Annotated in this window: 19 protein-coding genes, 2 tRNA genes and 2 pseudogenes; 9 read left to right on the top strand and 14 right to left on the bottom strand. The window is 72.4% G+C overall.

The features are described from left to right. Positions 1-113 precede the first annotated feature (113 nt). Positions 114-1,181, top strand: a complete 1,068-nt coding sequence (locus ACOJTC_RS13050; RefSeq protein WP_420117050.1) for a helix-turn-helix transcriptional regulator — start codon at positions 114-116, stop codon at positions 1,179-1,181. Here ACOJTC_RS13050 and ACOJTC_RS13055 read toward each other — a convergent pair. The 5 genes and pseudogenes from ACOJTC_RS13055 to ACOJTC_RS13075 form a co-directional block, all read right to left on the bottom strand. Continuing rightward, complete coding sequence (locus ACOJTC_RS13055; protein WP_420117051.1) at positions 1,128-2,630, bottom strand: carboxylesterase/lipase family protein; 1,503 nt, start codon at positions 2,628-2,630, stop codon at positions 1,128-1,130. The two genes, ACOJTC_RS13050 and ACOJTC_RS13055, sit on opposite strands and share 54 nt — an antisense overlap. Positions 2,631-2,943: 313 nt before the next feature. Further along, positions 2,944-3,141: pseudogene (locus tag ACOJTC_RS13060) on the bottom strand (hypothetical protein); the annotation flags it as partial. Positions 3,142-3,442: 301 nt separating this feature from the next. After that, on the bottom strand, positions 3,443-4,066 hold the full coding sequence (locus tag ACOJTC_RS13065) for an RICIN domain-containing protein (protein ID WP_420117052.1): 624 nt from the start codon (positions 4,064-4,066) through the stop codon (positions 3,443-3,445). A 572-nt stretch (positions 4,067-4,638) separates the two neighbouring features. Next, positions 4,639-4,802, bottom strand: a pseudogene (locus ACOJTC_RS13070) (GntR family transcriptional regulator); the annotation flags it as partial. Between the two features lie 21 nt (positions 4,803-4,823). After that, complete coding sequence (locus ACOJTC_RS13075) at positions 4,824-5,405, bottom strand: HD domain-containing protein (protein ID WP_420117053.1); 582 nt, start codon at positions 5,403-5,405, stop codon at positions 4,824-4,826. Positions 5,406-5,901: 496 nt separating this feature from the next. On the opposite strand from ACOJTC_RS13075, the gene ACOJTC_RS13080 reads away from it, so the two are divergent. From ACOJTC_RS13080 to ACOJTC_RS13105, 6 genes are all read left to right on the top strand, one after another. Further along, entirely contained in the window at positions 5,902-7,098 is a 1,197-nt protein-coding gene (locus tag ACOJTC_RS13080; RefSeq protein ID WP_420117054.1) for a helix-turn-helix domain-containing protein, read from the top strand. A gap of 457 nt (positions 7,099-7,555) precedes the next feature. After that, positions 7,556-7,702: a hypothetical protein gene (locus tag ACOJTC_RS13085; RefSeq protein ID WP_169733102.1), complete on the top strand. Its 147-nt coding sequence runs from the start codon at positions 7,556-7,558 to the stop codon at positions 7,700-7,702. A 50-nt stretch (positions 7,703-7,752) separates the two neighbouring features. Then, positions 7,753-8,916, top strand: a complete 1,164-nt coding sequence (locus tag ACOJTC_RS13090; protein WP_420117055.1) for a helix-turn-helix domain-containing protein — start codon at positions 7,753-7,755, stop codon at positions 8,914-8,916. A 180-nt stretch (positions 8,917-9,096) separates the two neighbouring features. Next, positions 9,097-9,618, top strand: coding sequence for a hypothetical protein (locus ACOJTC_RS13095; RefSeq protein ID WP_420117056.1), 522 nt, complete (start codon positions 9,097-9,099; stop codon positions 9,616-9,618). 122 nt (positions 9,619-9,740) lie between these two features. Continuing rightward, on the top strand, positions 9,741-10,409 hold the full coding sequence (locus tag ACOJTC_RS13100; RefSeq protein WP_420117057.1) for an AMIN-like domain-containing (lipo)protein: 669 nt from the start codon (positions 9,741-9,743) through the stop codon (positions 10,407-10,409). 108 nt (positions 10,410-10,517) lie between these two features. Beyond that, entirely contained in the window at positions 10,518-11,198 is a 681-nt protein-coding gene (locus ACOJTC_RS13105) for a response regulator transcription factor (RefSeq protein ID WP_208570657.1), read from the top strand. Positions 11,199-11,366: 168 nt separating this feature from the next. Here ACOJTC_RS13105 and ACOJTC_RS13110 read toward each other — a convergent pair whose 3' ends face one another. From ACOJTC_RS13110 to ACOJTC_RS13135, 6 genes are all read right to left on the bottom strand, one after another. Continuing rightward, complete coding sequence (locus ACOJTC_RS13110) at positions 11,367-12,062, bottom strand: trypsin-like serine protease (RefSeq protein ID WP_420117058.1); 696 nt, start codon at positions 12,060-12,062, stop codon at positions 11,367-11,369. A gap of 296 nt (positions 12,063-12,358) precedes the next feature. After that, positions 12,359-13,537, bottom strand: coding sequence for a MalY/PatB family protein (locus tag ACOJTC_RS13115; protein ID WP_420117059.1), 1,179 nt, complete (start codon positions 13,535-13,537; stop codon positions 12,359-12,361). 59 nt (positions 13,538-13,596) lie between these two features. Beyond that, positions 13,597-13,669, bottom strand: a tRNA-Arg gene (locus tag ACOJTC_RS13120). A 31-nt stretch (positions 13,670-13,700) separates the two neighbouring features. Continuing rightward, positions 13,701-14,900, bottom strand: a complete 1,200-nt coding sequence (locus ACOJTC_RS13125) for an RtcB family protein (protein ID WP_357934661.1) — start codon at positions 14,898-14,900, stop codon at positions 13,701-13,703. A gap of 24 nt (positions 14,901-14,924) precedes the next feature. Beyond that, positions 14,925-14,997 (bottom strand) — tRNA-Trp (locus tag ACOJTC_RS13130). A gap of 291 nt (positions 14,998-15,288) precedes the next feature. Next, entirely contained in the window at positions 15,289-15,861 is a 573-nt protein-coding gene (locus tag ACOJTC_RS13135; protein WP_420117060.1) for a hypothetical protein, read from the bottom strand. Between the two features lie 67 nt (positions 15,862-15,928). Here ACOJTC_RS13135 and ACOJTC_RS13140 point away from each other — a divergent pair, with 67 nt between their 5' ends. Then, positions 15,929-16,705, top strand: coding sequence for an alpha/beta hydrolase (locus ACOJTC_RS13140; protein WP_377686607.1), 777 nt, complete (start codon positions 15,929-15,931; stop codon positions 16,703-16,705). Positions 16,706-16,731: 26 nt separating this feature from the next. Here the strand turns inward: ACOJTC_RS13140 and ACOJTC_RS13145 are convergent, their stop codons facing one another. From ACOJTC_RS13145 to ACOJTC_RS13155, 3 genes are all read right to left on the bottom strand, one after another. Next, positions 16,732-17,238: a DinB family protein gene (locus tag ACOJTC_RS13145; protein ID WP_204928503.1), complete on the bottom strand. Its 507-nt coding sequence runs from the start codon at positions 17,236-17,238 to the stop codon at positions 16,732-16,734. Positions 17,239-17,380: 142 nt separating this feature from the next. Further along, positions 17,381-18,223 (bottom strand): M15 family metallopeptidase, encoded by an 843-nt coding sequence (locus ACOJTC_RS13150; protein ID WP_420117061.1) that lies wholly within the window; start codon positions 18,221-18,223, stop codon positions 17,381-17,383. Next, the gene (locus ACOJTC_RS13155) at positions 18,220-19,452 is read right to left on the bottom strand and encodes a D-alanyl-D-alanine carboxypeptidase family protein (protein WP_420117062.1); all 1,233 of its coding nucleotides are present in this window, start codon (positions 19,450-19,452) and stop codon (positions 18,220-18,222) included. Before ACOJTC_RS13155 ends, ACOJTC_RS13150 begins: the two co-directional genes overlap by 4 nt. A gap of 157 nt (positions 19,453-19,609) precedes the next feature. Here ACOJTC_RS13155 and ACOJTC_RS13160 point away from each other — a divergent pair, with 157 nt between their 5' ends. Continuing rightward, positions 19,610-19,840, top strand: a complete 231-nt coding sequence (locus ACOJTC_RS13160) for a hypothetical protein (protein WP_420117063.1) — start codon at positions 19,610-19,612, stop codon at positions 19,838-19,840. Positions 19,841-19,912 lie beyond the last annotated feature (72 nt).

A 19,912-nucleotide genomic window follows, 5' to 3' on the forward strand; every position in this document is an offset into this window, starting at 1 on the left:
CCCGGGTCCGGGTCGGCGACCGCGCCGACCCGGGCCGGGTCGCGGTCGGGCCCACGTCGAGTCGCGGTGGTAGAGGCCAGGATGTGGCACCTACCACGGGCAGAATGAGATCCATGCCGACCACGTCCGCCCGACTGCTCGCCCTGCTGTCGCTGCTGCAGAGCCGTCGGGACTGGCCCGGCGGGGTGCTGGCCGAACGCCTCGGCATCAGCCTGCGGACCGTGCGCCGCGACGTCGACCGGCTGCGGGAACTCGGCTACCCCGTCGCCGCCGTCAAGGGCCCCGACGGGGGTTACCGGCTCGACGCCGGCACCGAACTGCCACCGCTGCTGTTCGACGACGAGCAGGCCGTCGCCCTCACCGTCGCGCTCCAGGTCGCGGCGACCGGCGCGGACGGTGCGCTGGCGGACGCCGCCGCGCGGGCGCTGCAGACCGTACGGCAGGTGCTGCCCACCCGGCTGCGGCAGCGGGTCGGGGCGCTCAGCGTGACCGCCGTCGCCCGGCCCGCCACCACGCCGACCGCGCCGGTCGACGGTGGGGTGCTGCTGGCGCTCAGCGCCGCCGTGCGGACCCGCGAGATCCTGCGCTTCGACTACGGGCCCGACAGCACCGACGGGCCGGCCCGGCACGCCGAACCGCACCACGTCGTCACGTGGGACGGCCGGTGGTACCTCGTCGCCTGGGACCTCGACCGGGCCGACTGGCGGACCTTCCGCGTCGACCGGATCACCCCGCGCCCGCCCCACGGGCCGCGCTTCACCCCGAGGCCGCTGCCCGGCGGGGACGTCGCCACGTACCTCACCGGGGTGTTCCGGGGCTCGGCCGGCGGGTCGGCGGACGGGCCGTGCCGGGGCAGCGTGCTGCGCGACCTGCCCGCGGCGACCGTCGCCCGGTACACCCGCGACGGCCTCGTCGAGGAGGTCGCCCCCGACCGGTGCCGGCTCACCCTCGGGTCGTGGTCCTGGGTGAGCCTCGCCGCCGCCGTCGCCCGGTACGACGCCGCGATCACCGTCGTCGGCCCGCCGACGCTCGCCGACGCGTTCGCGCTGCTGGCCGACCGGTTCGCCCGTACCGCCACCGGTGCTGCCGCCGCCGGGAGGCCGCCGGGGTCCGCCGCCGGGACGCGGTCAGGCCAGCAGCGGGAGCGCGGCGAAGGTGTGGTCCCGCCACAGCAGCCGTGAGGTCTCCTCCGGGTACGCGACGACCGCCGGCCGTTCGTCGAAGATCCGGGTACGGCGACCGGCGTCGTACGGCGGCCAGCCTGGGTCGCCGGTCGCGGCGAACGCCGTCCACGCCCTGCGGAACTGCCCGGACAGCTCGTACGCCGCCGGAGGAGGCGGATCACCGATCAGCATCGCGGGCTGCCCGCTGGTCAGGTTGCCGAAGACCAGCGGCACGTCCAGGCCGTGACAGGCGCCGAGTGCGCCGCCCATGCCCGGCGCCGGCCAGGTCAGCTCGTAGAGGTGCGCCCGGCCGCCACCGGCGACCTGCGCCTCGGCCAGGTGCAGGCTCGGCATCCGGAACAGCCAGTCCGCGTTGACCAGCTCGTAGAGCTGCTCGTCGGTGGCGGCCGGGAACGCCTCCCGGTAGCGGCGGGCGCCGTCCGGGCCCGGGGCCAGCATCCGCAGCGCCGTCCCGGTCCGCTCGGGCGTGACCTGGCCGAGCACCCCGTCGAGCAGGCTGAACAGCCGGTGCTCGTCGCGGGTGTGCCCGACGAGCAGGTCGACGTCGCGGGCGGCACCGTCGGCCAGCGCCCGCCACGGGGTCGCCGGCAGCACGTCGCCGTCGACGACCGGCGCGAACGGGATCGGCCGGTGGGTGATCTGTCCCCACCGTTCCCGCCACCTGACGATCCCGGCGGAGATCGCCTGCACCACGGCCGGCAGCCGGTCCGCAGCCACCGTCGACAGGTCGGCCAGGGTCGGTCGTACCCCCAGTTCGGCGGCGCAGGCGGCGGTGACGTCGGCGGCCAGCTCGGGCGAGAGGAACGTCCCCGGGAGGCTCTGCGCGACCGCCCGTCGCAACAGCCCGGCGGCGCGCGGCATGGCCAGCAGCGCGGCGACCGAACCGCCGCCGGCCGACTGCCCGAAGACCGTCACCCGGCCCGGGTCGCCACCGAAGGCGCGGATGTTGTCCCGCACCCACTCCAGGGCCGCCACCTGGTCGAGCAGTCCCCGGTTGGCCGGGGCACCGTCGAGCAGCCCGAAACCCTCGAAGCCGAGGCGGTAGTTGAGCGTCACCACCACGGTTGCGCCGCCGGCGAGGTGCCCGCCGTCGTACTCCGGGAGGCCGGAACAGCCGACGAGGTAGCCGCCACCGGGAATCCACACCAGGACCGGCAACCCCGCCGCCGGGTCCGGCTCCGGCGTCCAGACGTTGAGCGTCAGCCAGTCGTCGCCGGTGGCTTGTGGGGCGGTCCCGAACGCGTCGGGCTGCGGGGGCGGCGGACCGAAGGCGAGCGCCGGGCGTACGCCGTCCCAGCCGCGTACCGGCTGCGGTGCGGCGAACCGGTGGGCACCGACCGGCGGCTCGGCGTACGGGATGCCCCGGAACACCGCCCGGCCCGCCTCCCGGCAGCCGCGCAGCACACCGGCCACGGTACGGACCTCCGGCTCGGACTCCGACGGCATGCTGGCCCCTCCCCGCTCCCGGCCGCAGCATCCCAGCGCCCGCCGACCACCGGCAAACCATTTAGGGCCTTCGAACGAGATGTCGGGCACCGCCGGGGCGTGGTCGTCGGTCATCGGTACGAGATCGGGTCGGGGCGGCCGGACACCGGTCATGACGCGGCCCGTTCCGGCTGCGCCGGTGCCAGCTCGACCGCCACGCCGTCCCGCGACCAGCCCGTTGCCACAACCCGGCGTCGTTCCGGTCCCGCGACGATTCAAAAGTCGTCAGGGCCTGACGGCGCGGCAGGGAAGTCGAAGCACTGGTGCCCGGTGGTTATGCCGGTGGTGGGGGTGGGGTGAGCCAGGCTGGGGGTTGTCCGGTGCGGGCGGCGTCGGCAAGGCGGTGGGCGCTGGCGGTCTTCAGTGCCGCGCGTGAGCTGTCGATCCAGCGTTGGACGTTGTCGATGCCCTGGTGGCGGTATTCGACTGCTTGAACGAGCCATTCCAGTTTGTTGGCGTCGCGGGCGACGTCGAGACGTACGTGCCGGCCGGGAGAGAGTTCGGGCGCCATCCCACTCCCCCTTCTCGCATCTCGATAACGCCACGTACACGAGCCCGACCAGAATCCGGATTCGCGTTCCGCCGATGTGGCGGTATCCCCGCACCTTGGATACCGCCACATCGCTGAAACGTAGCCCTGTCGGCGGCCGGGACGGCTGGCCCGACCAGTGGGCGAGGGGACGCCGCCAGGGTAGCGCTACGTCGTCCAAGTCCATTGGCCGGCCCGCCACCGACTGCCCGGCCCAACGCCGCGAACGTTCATGGTCATGCCACTAGCTGATAACCCACTTCGCGTAGTCGCCCGCCCCACTCGGAGGCGAGGATGGCGACGAAGAGGGAGAAGGTGCAGGGCTTCCACCCGCATTCAGGCACGACATCAGGACGACGATCGTCCCCGGTGCCGGGTTATTCCCGTAAATAGAGAGACACCAACCGCCTGACAGACCGCTCAGCAATCTGCCACCATTGGTGAGAGTCCACTGTTGGTTGGTGGAGCCGCAGGTCCAGTCGAGCACGGAGGTTCCGTCGGCGGTCACGCCATTCAGGACATCGACACATCGGCTCGGATCAGCTTGGGAGGAAAGGCTGCCAGCGTTCCCAGCACTGAAAGCCCAGCTCATAGGCTTCCCACCTTGGGCGCATGGCATGACGACCAGCGGTGCGCCATCGAACATGTTGCCGTTGTAGAGCGTCAGACACAATCCGGAGTCCGGATTCTTGAGCTGATAGTAGTTAGCGTTGACACCCGCCTGTGTGCCATTCCGATCGGACGCTTCCAGCTGCGCCGTCGCGCCGACGGCCGGCCACACCAGAAGACTCAGCGCGAGAAGGACGGCTCCGAATCCTGCCGTGAGGGCACGACGATCACGATGGAGATGATTCATGCGTTGATCCATTCGTAGATGTGAATGCCACTCATGAGTATCCGGACGCGAGAAGGAGATTGCAATAGCCGTTCGACCATTGCATCGATCACCGCCCCTCCCCCTGATCGCCTAGCGATATTACCGAGACGCGGGCACCAGGCGTGGGAATGCCGGTTTGCGGCAGGAAAACGCGGTGTTGCGGGCGGAGAACAGCGACCGGTACTGGGCGGCGCGGAGCGGCAAGAAGACAGTGCAAGCGTCGACACAGGTCAACCTGCGCCTGAACCGATGGCGTTCGGCACCTGCTCAAGGCCCCGGATCGTCACCAGTCGACAGGTTCAGGCCGCATCCCGCGGCGGGGCTTCCCACAATTGGGCGAGGGTCAGCGACCCACGCGGATGCGGTCGGCGGCGTACAGCTCTCGGGAGCCGTCGGCGCGGAAGATCACGATGACCGGGATGCCTCACCCATCTTCCAGCTCGCGTCGCTCGGCGGGGGTAGGCATCCGGGCGGTAGCGGTGTCGCCCTTGAGGAGAGTCACCGTCTCGGTCAGCTCGACGGCACGGACGAAAGTGCCGCGCGGTGGTTCCTCGATGACGCGCGACGCCCACGCCAGGCAGGGTCCCGGTCATGCCCCTGATCCGTAGCACCTGCATGACGCGGGCTCAGTAACGCGATAGTGCTCGATCAACTCTCGGCGGCCGGGCAGCTTGGAGCCCGGCGGGAACTCGCCGGACTTGATGCGTTCGGCGAGGTCGTCGGCGATCTGCTCATAGGTGGCTGGTGGCTATGCCGGTGGTGGGCGAGGGGTGAGCCAGGCGAGGGGTTGTCCGGTGAGGGCGGCGTCGGCGAGGCGGTGGGCGCTGGCGGTCTTCAGCGCCGCGCGTGAGCTGTCGATCCAGCGTTGGACGTTGTCGATGCCCTGGTGGCGGTATTCGACTGCCTGGACGAGGCATTCGAGTTTGTCGGCGTCGCGGGCGACGACGGCCTCCGGTGTCTCGCCCGCTTCGTATTCTGCGACAGCGGCGTTGATGAGGTCGGCGACAACCGGCGGGCAGGCGGCGACCTGGTCGGCGGTGACCATGGTGTTGGGTGCGGCGGTGAGGTAGCGGCGGGCGATGTGGGGGATGTCGGTGATCCGGGTTTCCTGGGTGTCGTGCAGGACGCACAGCATCGACACCCGGGCCGGGTCGGCACCTTCCATGGCGGCGAGCATCATCCCGATCAGCGCGGTCCGGAACGAGTGGTCGGCGATGGACTCGGGGTGCTTGATGCCGGCGAACCACCAGCCGGTACGGGCGGCGCGTTTGAGTACGCCAGCCTCGAAGATGAAGCTCATGGCTCCGGCGGCGTCGTGGTCGTCGTTCATCTGCCCGTCCCTGTGCCGGTGACTCCGTCTGCTCGCAGGCTGTAGACGATAGAGGGTTGGTTCTTCGGCTGCTTGCACAGTTTCTTTTGATCGATCCGGATCATTCGTTCGGGACGCGAAGGTCGATCCGTGGGGTCAGCGCCCACGTTCGGGCCGAGTGGCCCAAGCCGCAGCAGCGGCCCAAAGCATGAGGCAGACGAATAGGCAACTCAGCGCGCCACACAGCAACATGGCCCCAGCCTCGATGCCCTCCGTAAGCACCCAGCCAGCCGTGCTCGCAGCGTGCCCCATGCGGCGGTCAACGCCGATCACGTACGGCGCACTCGACGGGCCGAATAGATGATCTCGACTTCGGATGATGTGCGTGGACGGAACCCAACGGAACATCCGGAGGTTGCAGGCGAGGGGGGACTCTGCGCGCGACGTGTCGGGGTACCGTCCGACGAGGTGGCTGCCGGTTGAGGTTGCCAGGGCCTCGTGAGCTTGGAGCGGCGCTATGGTCTCGCCCGTTGATCCGCGCTTCGGCACAGCTCTGCGTGAGCTTAGGCAGCGGCGAGGTTTGTCGCTTCGGCTCCTGGGACAGCTTGCTCATCGGAGCAAGAGTCATCTGCACGAGTTGGAGGCGGGGCTCAAGGCTCCGACGGTCGACACGGCACGTCACCTGGACCGGGTTCTCGAAGCGGGGGGTGCGCTCGCTCGGTTGGCAGATGCGCCAGTCGACCATGCAGCCGAGGCCGGTGAGCTGCGGGCGAGAGTTGCCGCCAGCGATGTCAGCGGGGACATCCTGGATCGGATCGAGCAGGGTGTTGACGATCTCGCCAGTTCCTATCCGACGATGGCTCCTACGGATCTCTTGCCGTTGGTGCGGCGGCACCTTTCCTACGTGGGCCGGCTGCTGGATGGCCGGGTGACGCTCGCGCAGCAGCGACGGCTGTTGGTGGCCGGTGGCTGGCTGGCGGTGCTGCGGGCGACGGTTCACATCGACCTGCGGCAACGGACTGCTGCGGTTGCTCACCTGCGTGCTGCTCATGATCTTGCCGAACATGCTGAGCATGGCGAGATCCAGGCGTGGTGTCTCGAAACCCGGGCCTGGGACGTGTTGACCCAAGGTGACTACCAGGCGGCACTCGATCTTTCCCGTCAAGCGCAGCGGCTCGCTCCGAGGGGGAGTTCTGCCCGCATTCAGGCGACTGCTCAGGAGGCTCGTGCATGGGCGCGGATCGGGGACATCGGTGCGACCCGGCGAGCATTGGACCGGGTGGAGCGTCTGACGGCGAATCTGCCCGTCCCTGAGCGGGCCGAGCACCACTATCGCTACGACCCGGCCAAGGCCGCCGCATACACGGCCACGACTTTGGCGTGGGCGGGTGACCCCGGTGCGGAGCAGGTGGCGCGGGCGGTGCTGACCGAGTTGGACCCGCACGGCGACGGTGGAGCACGGCCCCGCCGATCGGCGTCGGCCCGCCTCGACCTCGGTCTCGCCCTGGTCGCCGCCGGCCAGCCGGACGAGGCGGTTGCTTTGGGGGCGCAGGCGGTGACGTCCGGCCGGGTGGTGCCGTCGAACTGGTGGCGGGCTGCGGAGTTGCTGGCAAAGGTGGAGCAGTCGGGAGCACCCGAGGCGTCGACACTGCGTGACGCGTGCATGGAGTACGCACCCGGACGGCAGCCACCAGCGGACAGCACGCTCGGTTAGCGGACGATCACCTTCTGGATCGAAGGCGAGTCGGGCGGCACGCTGAACCTCACTGAAGCCGGACACGGGACGAGGCACATCAGCAGGGCCCTCCGCGTCCTGACGACGGGGGGTCGGTCATATGACGGTGAGTATCGGACTTCTACGGCGGGTCGTCAGCCGGTACTTCCCGGGGACGGTGAGCGGTGACCAGCCACGACCCACCGGTTGGACAGGCAACCGCGAGCAGTACATCAGCGATTAACAGCGCCTGGGCCTGCCGAACCTGCCCAGGATGAGCGCGACTGACCGGATGGCCTCGGATGACACCCGATCCGGCCGGACGGCCGACAGTTCACCACGGAATCGACCCGCGTAGGAGCGGCCCCATGCAGCACGGCTCTGTCGTCAACCCCTGGTCCCACCACCACACCACGGCAGACAGCCTCGTTGCCGGAGCCGGAGAGCGGGAGCGCTCGTGATTTCCCAGGTCCTGTCGGTCCTGTTCGGGGGGTTGGTGCCGGGCTTCCTGCTCGGGCTGCTCGCGTTCCGGGTCAAGTCCCGGTGGTGTCCCCGCTGCGGCGGGTCCACCCACACCATGCCGGTACCGGGGCACGACCGGTGACCGGCCCCGGCCGGCAGCGAACCGGAAACGAGCCGGCGATCGGCCGCCGGATGGCCGAGCTACGCGCCCGGCGGGGCATGAGCCAGCAGGTCTTCGCCGACCGGATCGGCAAGTCCAAGAGCTGGGTCGACAAGGTGGAACGGGGGGTGCGTACCCTCGATCGGCTCTCCGTCATCGACACCGTGGCCGGCGCGCTCGGTGTCGCGCCGCAACTGTTGCTCGCCGGGCGGACCCCGCCGGCACCGGTCACCGACGTCGGTGCCGGCATGGAACGGGTCCGGGCGGCGCTGGCCCGGCACGACCCCCCGGCGTCCGTCCCGGCCGGTCCCCTGCTGCGGCAACTCGACGACCAGGCCGGATACGCCTGGGCGGCGTACCGCAACGGGCAGCACCCCCAGGTGCTGCGGATGCTGCCTGACCTGCTCGCCGACAGCCGTCACGCCGGCCACACCGGCCCGGTGGACCCGCCCGTCCTCGACCTGCTGGTGCGGGTGCACCGGCTCACCGCCCAGACGCTGGTCAAGCTCGGCGACGCCCACCTGGCCTGGCTGGCCGCCGACCGGGTCATGATGACCGCCACCCGTGGCGACCCGGTGCGGATCGGCCGGGCGGCGGTGACCCTCGCGCAGGTGCTCCGGGCGCTGCGGCGGGGCCGGCTGGCCAGGACCGCCGCCCTCACCGCCGTACGCCAGCTCGACCCGGCGGCGGCGCAGGGCGACCCGCCGGCGCTGGCCCTGACCGGGGCGCTGCTGATCGAGGCCGCCCTCGCCGCCGCCAGCTACGGCGACGCCGCCACCGCCCACGACCTGACCGAACGTGCCGCCCCGCTCGCCACCGCCGACGAGCCGCCCGACCCGGACGGCATCACGTTCGGGCCGACCAGCGTCGCACTCGCCCGCGCCCTGGCCGCCACCCACCTCGGCGACCACCACCGGGCCGTCGACCTGCACCGCCGGGCCACCGGGCGGGAAGGCTGGCGGCAACTCCCCGCCGAGCACCGCGCCGCCCACCTCATCGACATCACCCGCAGCCACCTCGACCTGGGCGACCCCGACGCCGCCGGGCGGGCCCTGCTCACCGCCGACCGCACCGCCTCCGGTGAGACCCGCAGCCGCCCCGCCGCCCGCGCCGCCCTGACCGCCGTGCTCCGCGCGGGCCCCACCCCGGCCGACGTCGCCCGCCTCGCCGACACCATCGGGCTGACCCGCCCCTGACCTGCGCACCTCGTGGCCGGACCGGCCGTGAAGTGATGTCCAGGAAGCGCACCTGACCATCAGCCAGCAAACCGCCAACGAGTTCGGACCGGTAAGCGGCTACTACGCCCATCGCCGGCCCTGAGCCCCAATGGTCCTCCTGAACTGGTCGATCTCCTGGGGGACAAGCACAATGACGGCATGAGTCTTGCCGCGGTCCGTGCGGATGTCGCGGTGATCGACGATCTGTTGCGGTACGTCGCCAAGCGCCCGGTCGACCTCAGCGATCCGAACGCGCTGGCCGAGATCCGGAAGGCGCAGTCGCCGGTGGAGGAAGCCGGGGTGGCGGCCGAGGCGTCCGCCGCGCTCGATGCGCTGTTGGACGCGTACGAGACCGGCGGAGCGCCGGCCCGTGAGGAGGTCCGAGACATCTTTCGGGCTTACCCGTCCTTCCGCTGGGCTGCCCACCTACCGGTGGTGTGGAATTCGGTCGGAGAGTTCCGCCGACGACTTGTCCATGTCTCCGCTGTGGATCAGGGTGCCGATCCGCGCGACGAGCTGATGACGATCTGGTGGCTGTGCAACCGAGCCCGCGAGTGCGCCATCGACGTCGAACCGGTGCTCCGCGAGGTGGCGAACCTGTCATCCGACGCGGATCTCTACGGGTTCGGCTCGATGCAGATGCTGATCATGCGAGGGCTGGAGGTACACGACCTCGGCTAGCAGTCGCGACAGGGAGCCTGTCACGATCGTGGGCAGCCTCCCCACCCAGACCACCTGCTTGAGCCGGGCCGCCGCCATCGGCCTGACCCGCGCCTGAGCGCAGGAGGCGACGAGGGTCGCGGTTGTTGCCCCGCTGTTACGTCACGGTGCGGGCGCTGTGGCACAGGTGGCGCACCGTCGACTTCGACCGGCCACCGTGGCCGGACACCGTCGACCGGGAGGTCACCATGCGTTCCACCAGGACCCTGATGGCGGCCACGGCCGTGCTGGCCGTGCTGCTCACCACCGTCGGTACGGCGACCGCCGCCGGCCGGCTCCGCGCCGGCGTCACCGCCGCACCCTACTGCGGGATCACCTGGGGCAGCGCCGGGAAGACCGGGGGCGACCTGAACCCCGCCCCGCTGCTGACCACCCGCACCGGCCAGCAGGACTGCTACGACCGGCTGGTCTTCGAGTTCGACGGGAACGCCGACGGCTACTCGGTCGGCTACGGCGAGGTGTTCACCGAGGGGCAGGGGTTGGCGATGTCGCCGTACACGGCGGGCGGGGCGGTGCTGCGGGTGCAGTTGCGGGAGCCGGCCGTGGGCTACCCGTACCGGGCCGGTGACCACGTGGCGGCGGTGCTCGGCTACCGCACCCTGCGCGACGTCGTCTACGGCGGCACCTTCGAGGGCTACAGCACCTTCGCCGTCGGCGTCCGGGCGCAGTTGCCGTTCCGGGTGCTGCTGCTCGCCGGCCCCGGCACGCACAGCCGGATCGTGCTCGACGTGGCGCACCAGTGGCAGGAGTGACGGCGGCGGTGACCACCGGTCGGGCCGGGGGCCGACGTCGATCGGCTCCCGGCACCGGCCGTTGCGCCGGGTCGGGACCGACCGCCCCGGGACTACCCTGGGAACACCATGGACGGCCGGGTGCTGCTGGTCGAGGACGATGCCTCCATTCGGGAGGTCACCGCCCTCGGTCTGCGCCGGGCCGGGTTCCGGGTCAGCACCGCCGCCGACGGCCGGACCGCGCTGGCCACCTGGCGGGCCCAACAGGTCGACCTGATCGTCCTGGACGTGCTGCTGCCCGGCCTCGACGGGTTGGAGGTCTGTCGGGCGGTCCGGCGCAGCAGCCAGCTGCCGATCCTGCTGCTCACCGACAGCACCGACCCCATCGACGTGGTGGTCGGCCTGGAGTGCGGGGCCGACGACTGCCTGCGTAAACCGTTCGACCTGGCGGAACTGGTGGCCCGGGTCCGGGCGGCGCTGCGGCGGGGGTACGCCGTGCCCACCGAACCCGTGCTGACGGTCGGGCCGCTGGAGGTCGACCCGGCCCGCTTCGTGGCCCGCCGCGACGGGCGGGAACTGCCCCTCACCGCCACCGAGTTCCGGCTGCTGACCGAGCTGGCCCGCCGGCCCGGTCAGGTGTTCACCCGGGAGGCGCTGCTGGACCGGGTGTGGCGGCACTCCCACCTCGGCGACTCCCGCCTGGTCGACGTGGCCGTGCAGCGGCTACGGGCCAAGGTCGACCACGACCCGGCCGCCTCCCGGCTGGTGCGCACCGTACGCGGGGTCGGCTACAAACTCGACGCGGCGTGACCTCGCCCCTCGTGACCGACCGGTGGTGTCCCCGCTGCGGCGAAGCCACCCACCCCGTGCCGGTGCCGGGGCACGACCGGTGAGCGGCCCTGGCCGGCAGTGCCCGGCACCGAGCCAGGTTACGACCCCAGGTGGCCGGTCCGGGGGCCGAACCGGCCACCCCGACGCTCAGCTGGGTCCGACGCCGCTCACGGCCTCGATCCAACCGGCGATGAAGTGGGTCGTCAGGCCGTAGGCCAGGTTCGACTCGTTGTCCGCGATGTGGATACCGTAGATTTTGTCGAGCCAGTAGATTCCCGCCCCGGAATCACCGCTCGCCGTCACACCGCTTCCATAGCTTTCCAGGCGCATGGCGCTGTTGCCGGCCCCCACGATGTCGTGGTGAATGCCGTAGTCCGTCACCCGCATGCCGCAGATCTGCAGGGTGGAGGGCTGGGTGTAACTCCCGCGGGTGGTGCTTCCCCAACCGCTGATCGACGGGGTGGAGTTGATGGGGGGATATGCCGCCGAGTAGCCCACGGCGATGCGGGACCAGTTCGGGACGTCCTGCCAGAGGTTGAGGAGCATCGCGTCCTGGAAGGGCTCCTTGTAGATTCCGGCGATCGCCATCAGGTGGCCCCGGGCGAACCCGCGTTCGCCTGCGGCCACAAGGCTGTTGTTGACGTTGCCGCCCGTTCTGTCGAAACAGTGTTTGGCCGTGAGGACCCAGTTGCTGGCGATGAGCGTGCCGGTGCACTTGTAGGAGTCGTTGACGAAGATCTGCACCTGACCGCGCAGGTACCCGGCGGAGTTTCCGCCGATGACGGCGCCGGCCGGCTGCGCGGTGCCGGCCACTGCGGCAATGGGGGTCAGGGACAGGGTCACCGCAACGGCGACCCGCCGCAGTAACGATGGTGTACGCATACGTCTCTCCACTTCAGTACAGGTGTAGGGATTCCCGATGCCGTTTCGGCAGTGGGTCGCCGGCTCGCGGACGTGTCGGCCACCGGATTGGGACTACTCGATCCTGTACTGCGTATGGGGATCGGCATATCCCGCCTGCTGGTCACCTCGCAGTGGCGCAGGCCGTATGCCAGAACTCCAGAGTGGAGGATTGACGCCAGACGGCTCCGTATGGGATGGGGCAGCGGGTCTTCGACGCGTCCCCGCAGCCGCGGCGCTCAGGTGACGGCGGTGGCCATCCGGCGTACCGCCTCGGTGAGCAGCTCCGGGGAGGTGGCGAGGTTCAGCCGGACGTGACCGACGCCGCCGGTGCCGAAGGCCAGACCGGAGTTGAGCGCCACCCGGCCCCGGTCGAGGAAGACGGCGGCGGGGTCGTCGCCGAGGCCCAGCCCTCGACAGTCGAGCCAGGCGAGGTAGGTGGCCTGGCCGGGTCGGTACCGGACGGCCGGCAGGTGCTCGGCGAGCAGCGCGGCGAGGAGCCGACGGTTGTCGTCCAGGCCGGCCAGCAGGGCGTCGAGCCAGTCACCCCCGTCCCGGAACGCGGCGGTGTGCGCGATCACCCCGAGGTGGCTGGTGCCGACGCTGACCTCGAAGGGAACCCGGGCGACGTCCCCGGCGGCGGCCGGGCCGGCGACGAGCAGCCCACCCCGCAGACCGGCCAGGTTCCACCCCTTGGAGGCGGACATCAGCGACAGGCCGTGCTCCGCGCCGGGCACCGAGAGGTACGGCACGAAGCGCGCTCCCGCGCCGACCAGCGGGGCGTGGATCTCGTCGGCGACCACCCGCACCCCGTACCGCCCGGCCAGCGCGGCGACGGCGGTCAACTCGTCGGCGGTGTGCAGGACGCCCGTCGGGTTGTGCGGGTTGCAGAGCAGGTACGCCGCCGGTCGTCCGCCGGAGCGGGCCACCCGGAACGCCTCTTCCAGGGTGTCGAGGTCGATCCGCAGGTCGTCGCCGAGCGGTGCCTCCACGATCCGGCGGCCGGCGTACCCGACGAACCCGTAGAACGGCGGGTAGACCGGGCAGTTGACGACCACCGCGTCACCGGGCCCGGTGAGCAGCCGCAACGCCTCGACCACGCCGTGCATCACGTCGGGCACCAGCGTGGTCCGCTCCACGGCCAGCCCGTCCCAGCCCCACCGACGCCTGGCGAACTCCGCCAGTGCCTCCGGGTACGCCGTGCCGGCAGAATAGCCGGTGTCCCCGAGCGCGACGGCGTCGGTGATGGCCCGCGCGACCGGCTCGGCGAGCGGCACGTCCATCTCCGCCACCCAGAGCGGCAGCACGTCGTCCGGGTACTCCCGCCACTTGACGCTCGTCCGTCGCCGCAGCTGGTCCAGCCGAAGCTGACGCAGGGGATTCGCCTGGCCCCGGGAGCCCTGGTGCGTACCACTCATGACGTGAAGACTATTCCGCCCCCTGCCACCGCGCGGTCGCACGGCAGCCGGGCGGAGAGCGCCCCGACCAGGATTCGAACCTGGGCTCTCCGGTTTCGTAGACCGGCGCGCTGTCCGCTGCGCCACCGGGGCTCACGGCCGACGCCCGGGGGCGTCGGCCGGTCTAACCCTTCACACACACCACCTGCTTGAGGTGGGCCACCACCTCGACCAGGTCGTCCTGCTGCGCCATCACCTCGGTGATGTCCTTGTACGCGCCGGGGATCTCGTCGACCACCCCGGCGTCCTTGCGGCACTCCACCCCGGCGGTCTGCCCCGCCAGGTCGTCAACGGTGAACGTCCGCTTCGCCTGCGCCCGCGACATCCGCCGCCCGGCCCCGTGCGACGCCGAGCAGTACGCGTCCGGGTTCCCCCGCCCCCGCACGATGTACGACCCGGTGCCCATCGACCCCGGGATGATGCCCAGGTCCCCCCGGCCGGCCCGGATCGCCCCCTTGCGGGTCACCAGCACGTCCACCCCGTCGTAGTGCTCCTCCGCCACGTAGTTGTGGTGGCAGGAGATCGGCTCCCCGTAGCTGACCTGCGGGAAGGCGTCCCGCACCACGCCGCAGAGCAGGGCCAGCATGACCGCCCGGTTGCGCCGGGCGTACTCCTGCGCCCACCACAGGTCCCGCCGGTAGGCGTCCATCTCCGGGGTGCCGGCGAGGAACACCGCCAGGTCCCGGTCGGGCAGGTCGGTGTTGTGCGGCAGGGCACGGGCCACCCCGATGTGCCGCTCGGCCAGCTCCTTGCCGATGTTGCGGGAACCGGAGTGCAGCATCAACCAGACCTGCCCGGCGTCCGGGCCGTCCTGCTCGACGCAGACCTCGATGAAGTGGTTGCCCCCACCGAGGGTGCCGAGCTGGTGCCGGGCCCGGCTCTCCAGCTGCGCCACCCGGCGGTCCAGGGTGGCGAACCGGGCCCAGAAGTCGTCCCAGCCGCGCTGCTCCAGGCCCCGCACCCGACGCGGGTCGACCGGGTCGTCCCGCTTGGCGAAACCGACCGGCACCACCGCCTCGATCGCCGACCGCAGCGACGCGAGGTCGTCGGGCAGGTCGGCGGCGGTGAGCGAGGTGCGGACCGCGCTCATCCCGCAGCCGATGTCCACCCCGACGGCGGCCGGCGAGACGGCCTGCCGCATCGCGATCACCGAGCCGACGGTGGCGCCCTTGCCGTAGTGCACGTCCGGCATCACGGCGACGCCCTGCACCCAGGGCAGCGCGCCGATGTTGCGCAACTGCTGCGCGGCCTGCGGCTCGATGCCGTACGGGTCGGTCCAGACCCGTACCGGCGCCTTCGTGCCCGGCAGCGGGGTGAATGCCATGGTCGTTCTCCTCGTTCGTGGGAGCAGGGGTGACAGGATTCGAACCTGCGACCGTCGGGTTTGGAATCCGGTGCTCTACCCGTTGAGCTACACCCCTCGGCGGGTGTCGGGGATCGAAAAAGCCGCCCGGTCCCCTGGTGGGGTGGGCGGCTGCGCAGGTCGCGCCGGCGCTATCCGCGCCGCCACCCCGATCGCCACCGACAACCCCGGGTCCGTTCGCCGGCTGGCAACAGCACGCCGCCGCGCGGCTGGAACCGCGTGGTCTCGGTGCTGAGGTACGGCGACACGGTGTGCTCCCCGGTTGGTCGGTGTGACGTTGCCGTTGAACCTAGGCGGACGCCCGCACCGCCGCAAACGGATATCCACGTTCGCGCTGCTGACGTTCCGGCTATCGAGGCCCGCAGATCATGGGGAGCATGTCGAGCCAGACGCTGCCCACGATGGCGACCGGGTAGCGGGCCTCCCTGACCTGCCCGTCGGCGGTCTGCACGGAGAACCGCACCGACAGCGGCTCCGGTGTGGCCGGCTCCCCGCACTGGAACAGCACCACCACGTCGATCCAGCCGGTGCCGCCGGCCCGGATCAGCCGGGTCCGGCCGAGATCGCGGATGACCGTGGTGGGGCTCTCCGCCTGCACCGACCGTACCGTGATCGGGGACGGCCCGGCGTTGACCACGGCCAGCGACCCTTCGATCCGGGCTCGGCCCCCGGAGTTCACGCCGCCTCCGCTCGTTCCGGTGGCGACGGCCACCAGCGCGACCGTCGCGTCCCGCTCCTGCCGGGCACGGGCCTCCCGCGACCGGTCGACACCCCAGCCGCCCAGCACGACGCCGGCCGCGAAGGCGGCCACCAGGCCGAGGACTGCCCCGGGCCGGGCGGTACGCCGGACGCGGCCGGTGGTCGGCCCGACGGGTTCGTTCCGGTGCGCGTCCAGGTCGATCACGGCGTCCTCGGCGGGCATGGCGACAGCCTAGGGCCGCCGGCGGCGACGTCGTGTCCGGCGGGGCCGGCACGCGGTACGGTCGGCCATGGCATTGATGCGGTGCGAGTTCGACTCCGAGGCCCTGGGCATGAGCACGTCGATGACGGTGATCCTGCCGCAACCCGACCCGGCACGGCCGACGCCCGCCGACGCGGGCCCGCCGGTGCTCTACCTGCTGCACGGGCTCAGCGACGACGACACCGCCTGGACCCGCCAGACCGCGATCGAGCGTTACGTGGCCCCGCTGGGCCTGGCCGTGGTGATGCCCCAGGTCGGGCGCAGCTTCTACACCGACGAGACGCACGGCAACCGGTACTGGACGTTCCTCACCGACGAACTGCCGCAGGTCTGCCGGTCGTTCTTCCGGCTCTCCGAGCGCCGGGAGGACACCTTCGTCGCCGGGCTGTCGATGGGCGGCTACGGGGCGGTGAAGTGGGCGCTGCGGCAGCCGGAGCGGTTCGCCGCCGCGGCCAGCCTGTCGGGGGCGCTCAACGTCGCCCACCGCCGCCACGCCCCCGACCGTCCGCTCGACCCGGACGTCTGGCACACCGTCTGGGGCGACGCCCCGACGGCCGGTCCCGACGACGACACCGTGGCGCTGGTCGGTCGGGCCGGGGCCGACACTCCCCCGCTCTACGTCGCCTGCGGCACCGAGGACTTCCTCTACGACGACAACGAGCGTTTCGTCGCGGCGGCCCGGGGCCGGGGCGTGCCGGTGACCGTGGACTTCTCCCCCGGCGACCACGACTGGCCGTACTGGGACGCCACGATCCGCGACGTGCTGGCCTGGCTGCCGCTGCGCACCCGACCGGCCGCCGGCTGAGCCGGGCCGGGCCGGGCCGGGCCGGGTCAGACGCCCACGCTGCCGTCGACGGCCTCCCGCAGCAGGTCGGCGTGGCCGTTGTGGCGGGCGTACTCGTGCATCATGTGCAGCATCACCAGGCGCAACGACACGTCCTCGCCCCAACGCGCCTGGTGACCGGTGACGTCGAGCGAGGCCGCCGCCCGCTCGATACGCCGGGAGTGTTCCACCTCCCGCTGCCACGCCGCGAACGCCTCCGCCCCGGTGGACCCGCTCGGGTCGTACGCCTGCTGGTAGTCGCCGGTGTCCGACCAGAGCAGCGGCACGTCCTGCGCGTCGATCACCCGCCGGAACCAGGCGCGCTCCACCTCGGCGAGGTGCCGCAGCAGGCCGAGCAGGGTCAGCTGCGACGACGGCACGGCCCGCTGGCGCAGTTCCTCGTCGGTCAGCCCCTCGCACTTCATGGCGAGGGTGGCCCGGTGGAAGTCGAGGAAGGCACGCAGCGTCTCCCGCTCCCCGGCGAGCAGCGGCGGGCCGATCCGTTCGGTGGTCATGTCGGGTCCTTCACGGGACGGGACCGCCCCGGGCGGGCGGCCGGGAGCCGTCGGGCAGCCTAGCGGCCTGCCGCCGCCGACCCACCGCAGTTACCCCGACCGGCGGTGGGCGGCCCGACCCCGGAGCCGGCGACCGGACCGCTCAGCGGGGCAGGGACGCGCGGGCCACCGGGAAGTCGAAGTAGGTGTCGGGGTAGGGCTCGTCGGCGTACCGGTAGTGCCACCACTCCCGGTCGTAGTTGACGAAGCCCTCCTCGGTCATCAGGCGTTCCAGCAGGCCCCGGTTGGTCCGGGCGGCACCGGTCACCCGGGGGTCGGCGGTGTGCGCGAGCGGGTCGAAGCAGTCGAATCCGGTGCCCATGTCGAGGGTGCCGTCGGCGAACCGCCGGTCGGCCGGGTCGGTGCAGGCCACCAACGGCTGGCCCGGGGCGTACGAGGTGCGGGGCGGGGCCGGGCGGGGCTCCAGGGTCAGGTCGAGGGTGCTGCCCCGGCTGTGCGCGGTGGGCGCACCGAGGTAGCCGTCGGCGAACAGCCTCGACTTGGCCACCCGGGGATAGAACTCCGCCTTCGTCTGCTGCGCTGCGGGGTCCTTCGCCCAGCGGACGAACTCGTCGGCGGCACGCTGCGGCCGGTAGCAGTCGTACACCCGCAGGCTCAGCCGTTGGGCGCGGGCGGCGTCCTGCACCCGGCGCAACGCCTCGGCGGCGGGCCGGGTGAGCAGGCACAGCGGCTCGTCGTAGCCGTCCACCGGGCGGCCGACGAAGTTGTGCGGCCCGGCGTAGCGGATGTCGACGACGATGCTCGGGTCGACCTCGGACAGCAGCACCACGTCGGCGGGGGCGCGCGGCCCGCTCGGGGTGGGCATGGCGGCGCTCGGCACCGGCGCGGGCTGCGGCGGCCGGCCACAGCCCGCCGTCGCCAGCACCGCCGCCGCGACCAGCAACCGCAGCGGCAGCCACCGGGAGTGGTCCGCGCCGGCTCTCACCGTTGTCGGCGTCCATGGTGGGGTCGGTGCCGCAGGGCGAGCAGCAGCCCGGCGAGCCCGGCCACGACGGCGGCCAGGGAGACCGCGAGCAGCGGACGCGACCAGGGGTGACCGTCCGGGTCGAGCCGGCCCGGTCCCCCGGCGGCGGCCAGTGCGGGCGGGTTGGCGGTGGCCGACGCGGACGGGCCGGCGGTCAGCTCGCCCGGGTTGACCAGCCGGCCGACCGCCGCGCCCCGGGGCACCCCGAACCCCCAGTCGAGCAGGGCCGCGCCCTGTTCCCAGCCCCGCCTGTCGAGCACCTCCGCGCCGAGCAGGGTGACCACCAGCCGCCGGCCGCCCCGCTCGGCGGCACCGACGTAGGTGTGCCGGGCCAGGTCCGTGTAGCCGGTCTTGCCGCCCAGCGCCCCCGGGTAGCGGTCGAGTAGCTGGTTGTCGTTCTGGATCGGGAACGCCTTCTCGCCGAGCGCCGGCTGGGCGGGGATCATCGTCTCCCGGGTGGTGTCGTAGCGGCGGAAGGTGGCGTCGGAGAAGCAGGCACGGGCGATCAGCGCCAGGTCGTACGCGCTGGTGAACTGGCCCGGCCCGTCCAGCCCGGACGCGGTCACCGCGTGGGTCTGCAACGCGCCGAGCTGCCGGGCGTGCTCGTTCATCGCCCGCAGCCCACCGGGCAGCCCGTCGGGGCCGCCGCCGAGTCGGGCCAGCGCGTTGGCCGCCTCGTTGCCGGACTTGAGCAGCAGGCCCAACCAGAGGGTCTCGATCCGGTACCGGCCGCCCTCGGCGAAGCCCACGGCGGAGCTGCCCGGCTCGATGTCGAGGTCGCCGGGGGTGAGGGTGACCGTCTGGCGGGGGTCGAGCTTCGGCAGCACGGTCGCGGCGAGCAGCAGCTTCTGCACGCTGGCCGGGGTGCCGTACTCGTGTGGGCCGCAGCCGCCGAGCACGTCGCCGCTGTCCAGGTCGGCGACCAGCCAGGAGGTGGCCGGCACGGCGGGCGGCCGGGGTGTCCCGGCCGGTCGGACCTGCCCCGTGGTGGCCAGGGCGGGGCCGCCGACCACGCGGGCGGCGGGGTCGGTGTGGGGCGGGACCGGTCGGGGTGGCCGGGACACGGCCGGCACCGGCGCGCACGGGCCGGTGGTGACCGCCCCGGCGGCGTCCGCCGCACCGGCGGGTGCGACGACCGGCGACAGCAGCAGGGCGGCGATGGCGGCGGCGGTACGTCCCCGAACTCTCACGCTGACGAAGGTAGTGACGCCCGCCCCGCCGGTCCGGCGATCCGGCGAAACCCACCCGGCGGGTGCGGACCGGCCGTTAGCATGCCGCCGGGCGGCGGGAGGTGTCGACGGGGGTGGATGGGGGTAGCGGAGGGTAGGCCCGGTGAAGGAGGAGACCATGACCGACCCCCGTTACGCCCCGATCGGCCTCGCGGCCGGTGGTGACCTGGTCGACGTCGACGATGTCGACACCCGTCCCGTGGTGGGTGCCGACGACGCCCGCGCCGACGCCGCCCGCGCCGGCGCGGAGGTGGACCTGTCCGACGCCGCCCGCGACGGCGACGGCGTGCCGGTCGGCACGGCCGACGCGGACGCCGACCGGACCCGGGCGGCAGGCGAGCAGAGCTGACCGTCGGGGGGGGGGGGGGGTCCGCCCCCCCCCCGCCGGCTCCCCCCCCGGCCGGCCCCCCCCCGGGGCGGG

The organism is Micromonospora sp. (assembly GCF_048594385.1).
GTDB lineage: Bacteria > Actinomycetota > Actinomycetes > Mycobacteriales > Micromonosporaceae > Micromonospora > Micromonospora wenchangensis.

What these genes read in the sequence shown, in the direction of transcription:
- ACOJTC_RS13050 (WP_420117050.1), top strand. Translation starts at nt 114, where the DNA reads ATGCCGACCACGTCCGCCCGACTGCTCGCCCTGCTGTCGCTGCTGCAG.
- ACOJTC_RS13055 (WP_420117051.1), bottom strand. Translation starts at nt 2,630, where the DNA reads ATGCCGTCGGAGTCCGAGCCGGAGGTCCGTACCGTGGCCGGTGTGCTG.
- ACOJTC_RS13065 (WP_420117052.1), bottom strand. Translation starts at nt 4,066, where the DNA reads ATGGATCAACGCATGAATCATCTCCATCGTGATCGTCGTGCCCTCACG.
- ACOJTC_RS13075 (WP_420117053.1), bottom strand. Translation starts at nt 5,405, where the DNA reads ATGAACGACGACCACGACGCCGCCGGAGCCATGAGCTTCATCTTCGAG.
- ACOJTC_RS13080 (WP_420117054.1), top strand. Translation starts at nt 5,902, where the DNA reads ATGGTCTCGCCCGTTGATCCGCGCTTCGGCACAGCTCTGCGTGAGCTT.
- ACOJTC_RS13090 (WP_420117055.1), top strand. Translation starts at nt 7,753, where the DNA reads ATGGCCGAGCTACGCGCCCGGCGGGGCATGAGCCAGCAGGTCTTCGCC.
- ACOJTC_RS13095 (WP_420117056.1), top strand. Translation starts at nt 9,097, where the DNA reads ATGAGTCTTGCCGCGGTCCGTGCGGATGTCGCGGTGATCGACGATCTG.
- ACOJTC_RS13105 (WP_208570657.1), top strand. Translation starts at nt 10,518, where the DNA reads ATGGACGGCCGGGTGCTGCTGGTCGAGGACGATGCCTCCATTCGGGAG.
- ACOJTC_RS13115 (WP_420117059.1), bottom strand. Translation starts at nt 13,537, where the DNA reads ATGAGTGGTACGCACCAGGGCTCCCGGGGCCAGGCGAATCCCCTGCGT.
- ACOJTC_RS13125 (WP_357934661.1), bottom strand. Translation starts at nt 14,900, where the DNA reads ATGGCATTCACCCCGCTGCCGGGCACGAAGGCGCCGGTACGGGTCTGG.
- ACOJTC_RS13135 (WP_420117060.1), bottom strand. Translation starts at nt 15,861, where the DNA reads ATGCCCGCCGAGGACGCCGTGATCGACCTGGACGCGCACCGGAACGAA.
- ACOJTC_RS13140 (WP_377686607.1), top strand. Translation starts at nt 15,929, where the DNA reads ATGGCATTGATGCGGTGCGAGTTCGACTCCGAGGCCCTGGGCATGAGC.
- ACOJTC_RS13145 (WP_204928503.1), bottom strand. Translation starts at nt 17,238, where the DNA reads ATGACCACCGAACGGATCGGCCCGCCGCTGCTCGCCGGGGAGCGGGAG.
- ACOJTC_RS13160 (WP_420117063.1), top strand. Translation starts at nt 19,610, where the DNA reads ATGACCGACCCCCGTTACGCCCCGATCGGCCTCGCGGCCGGTGGTGAC.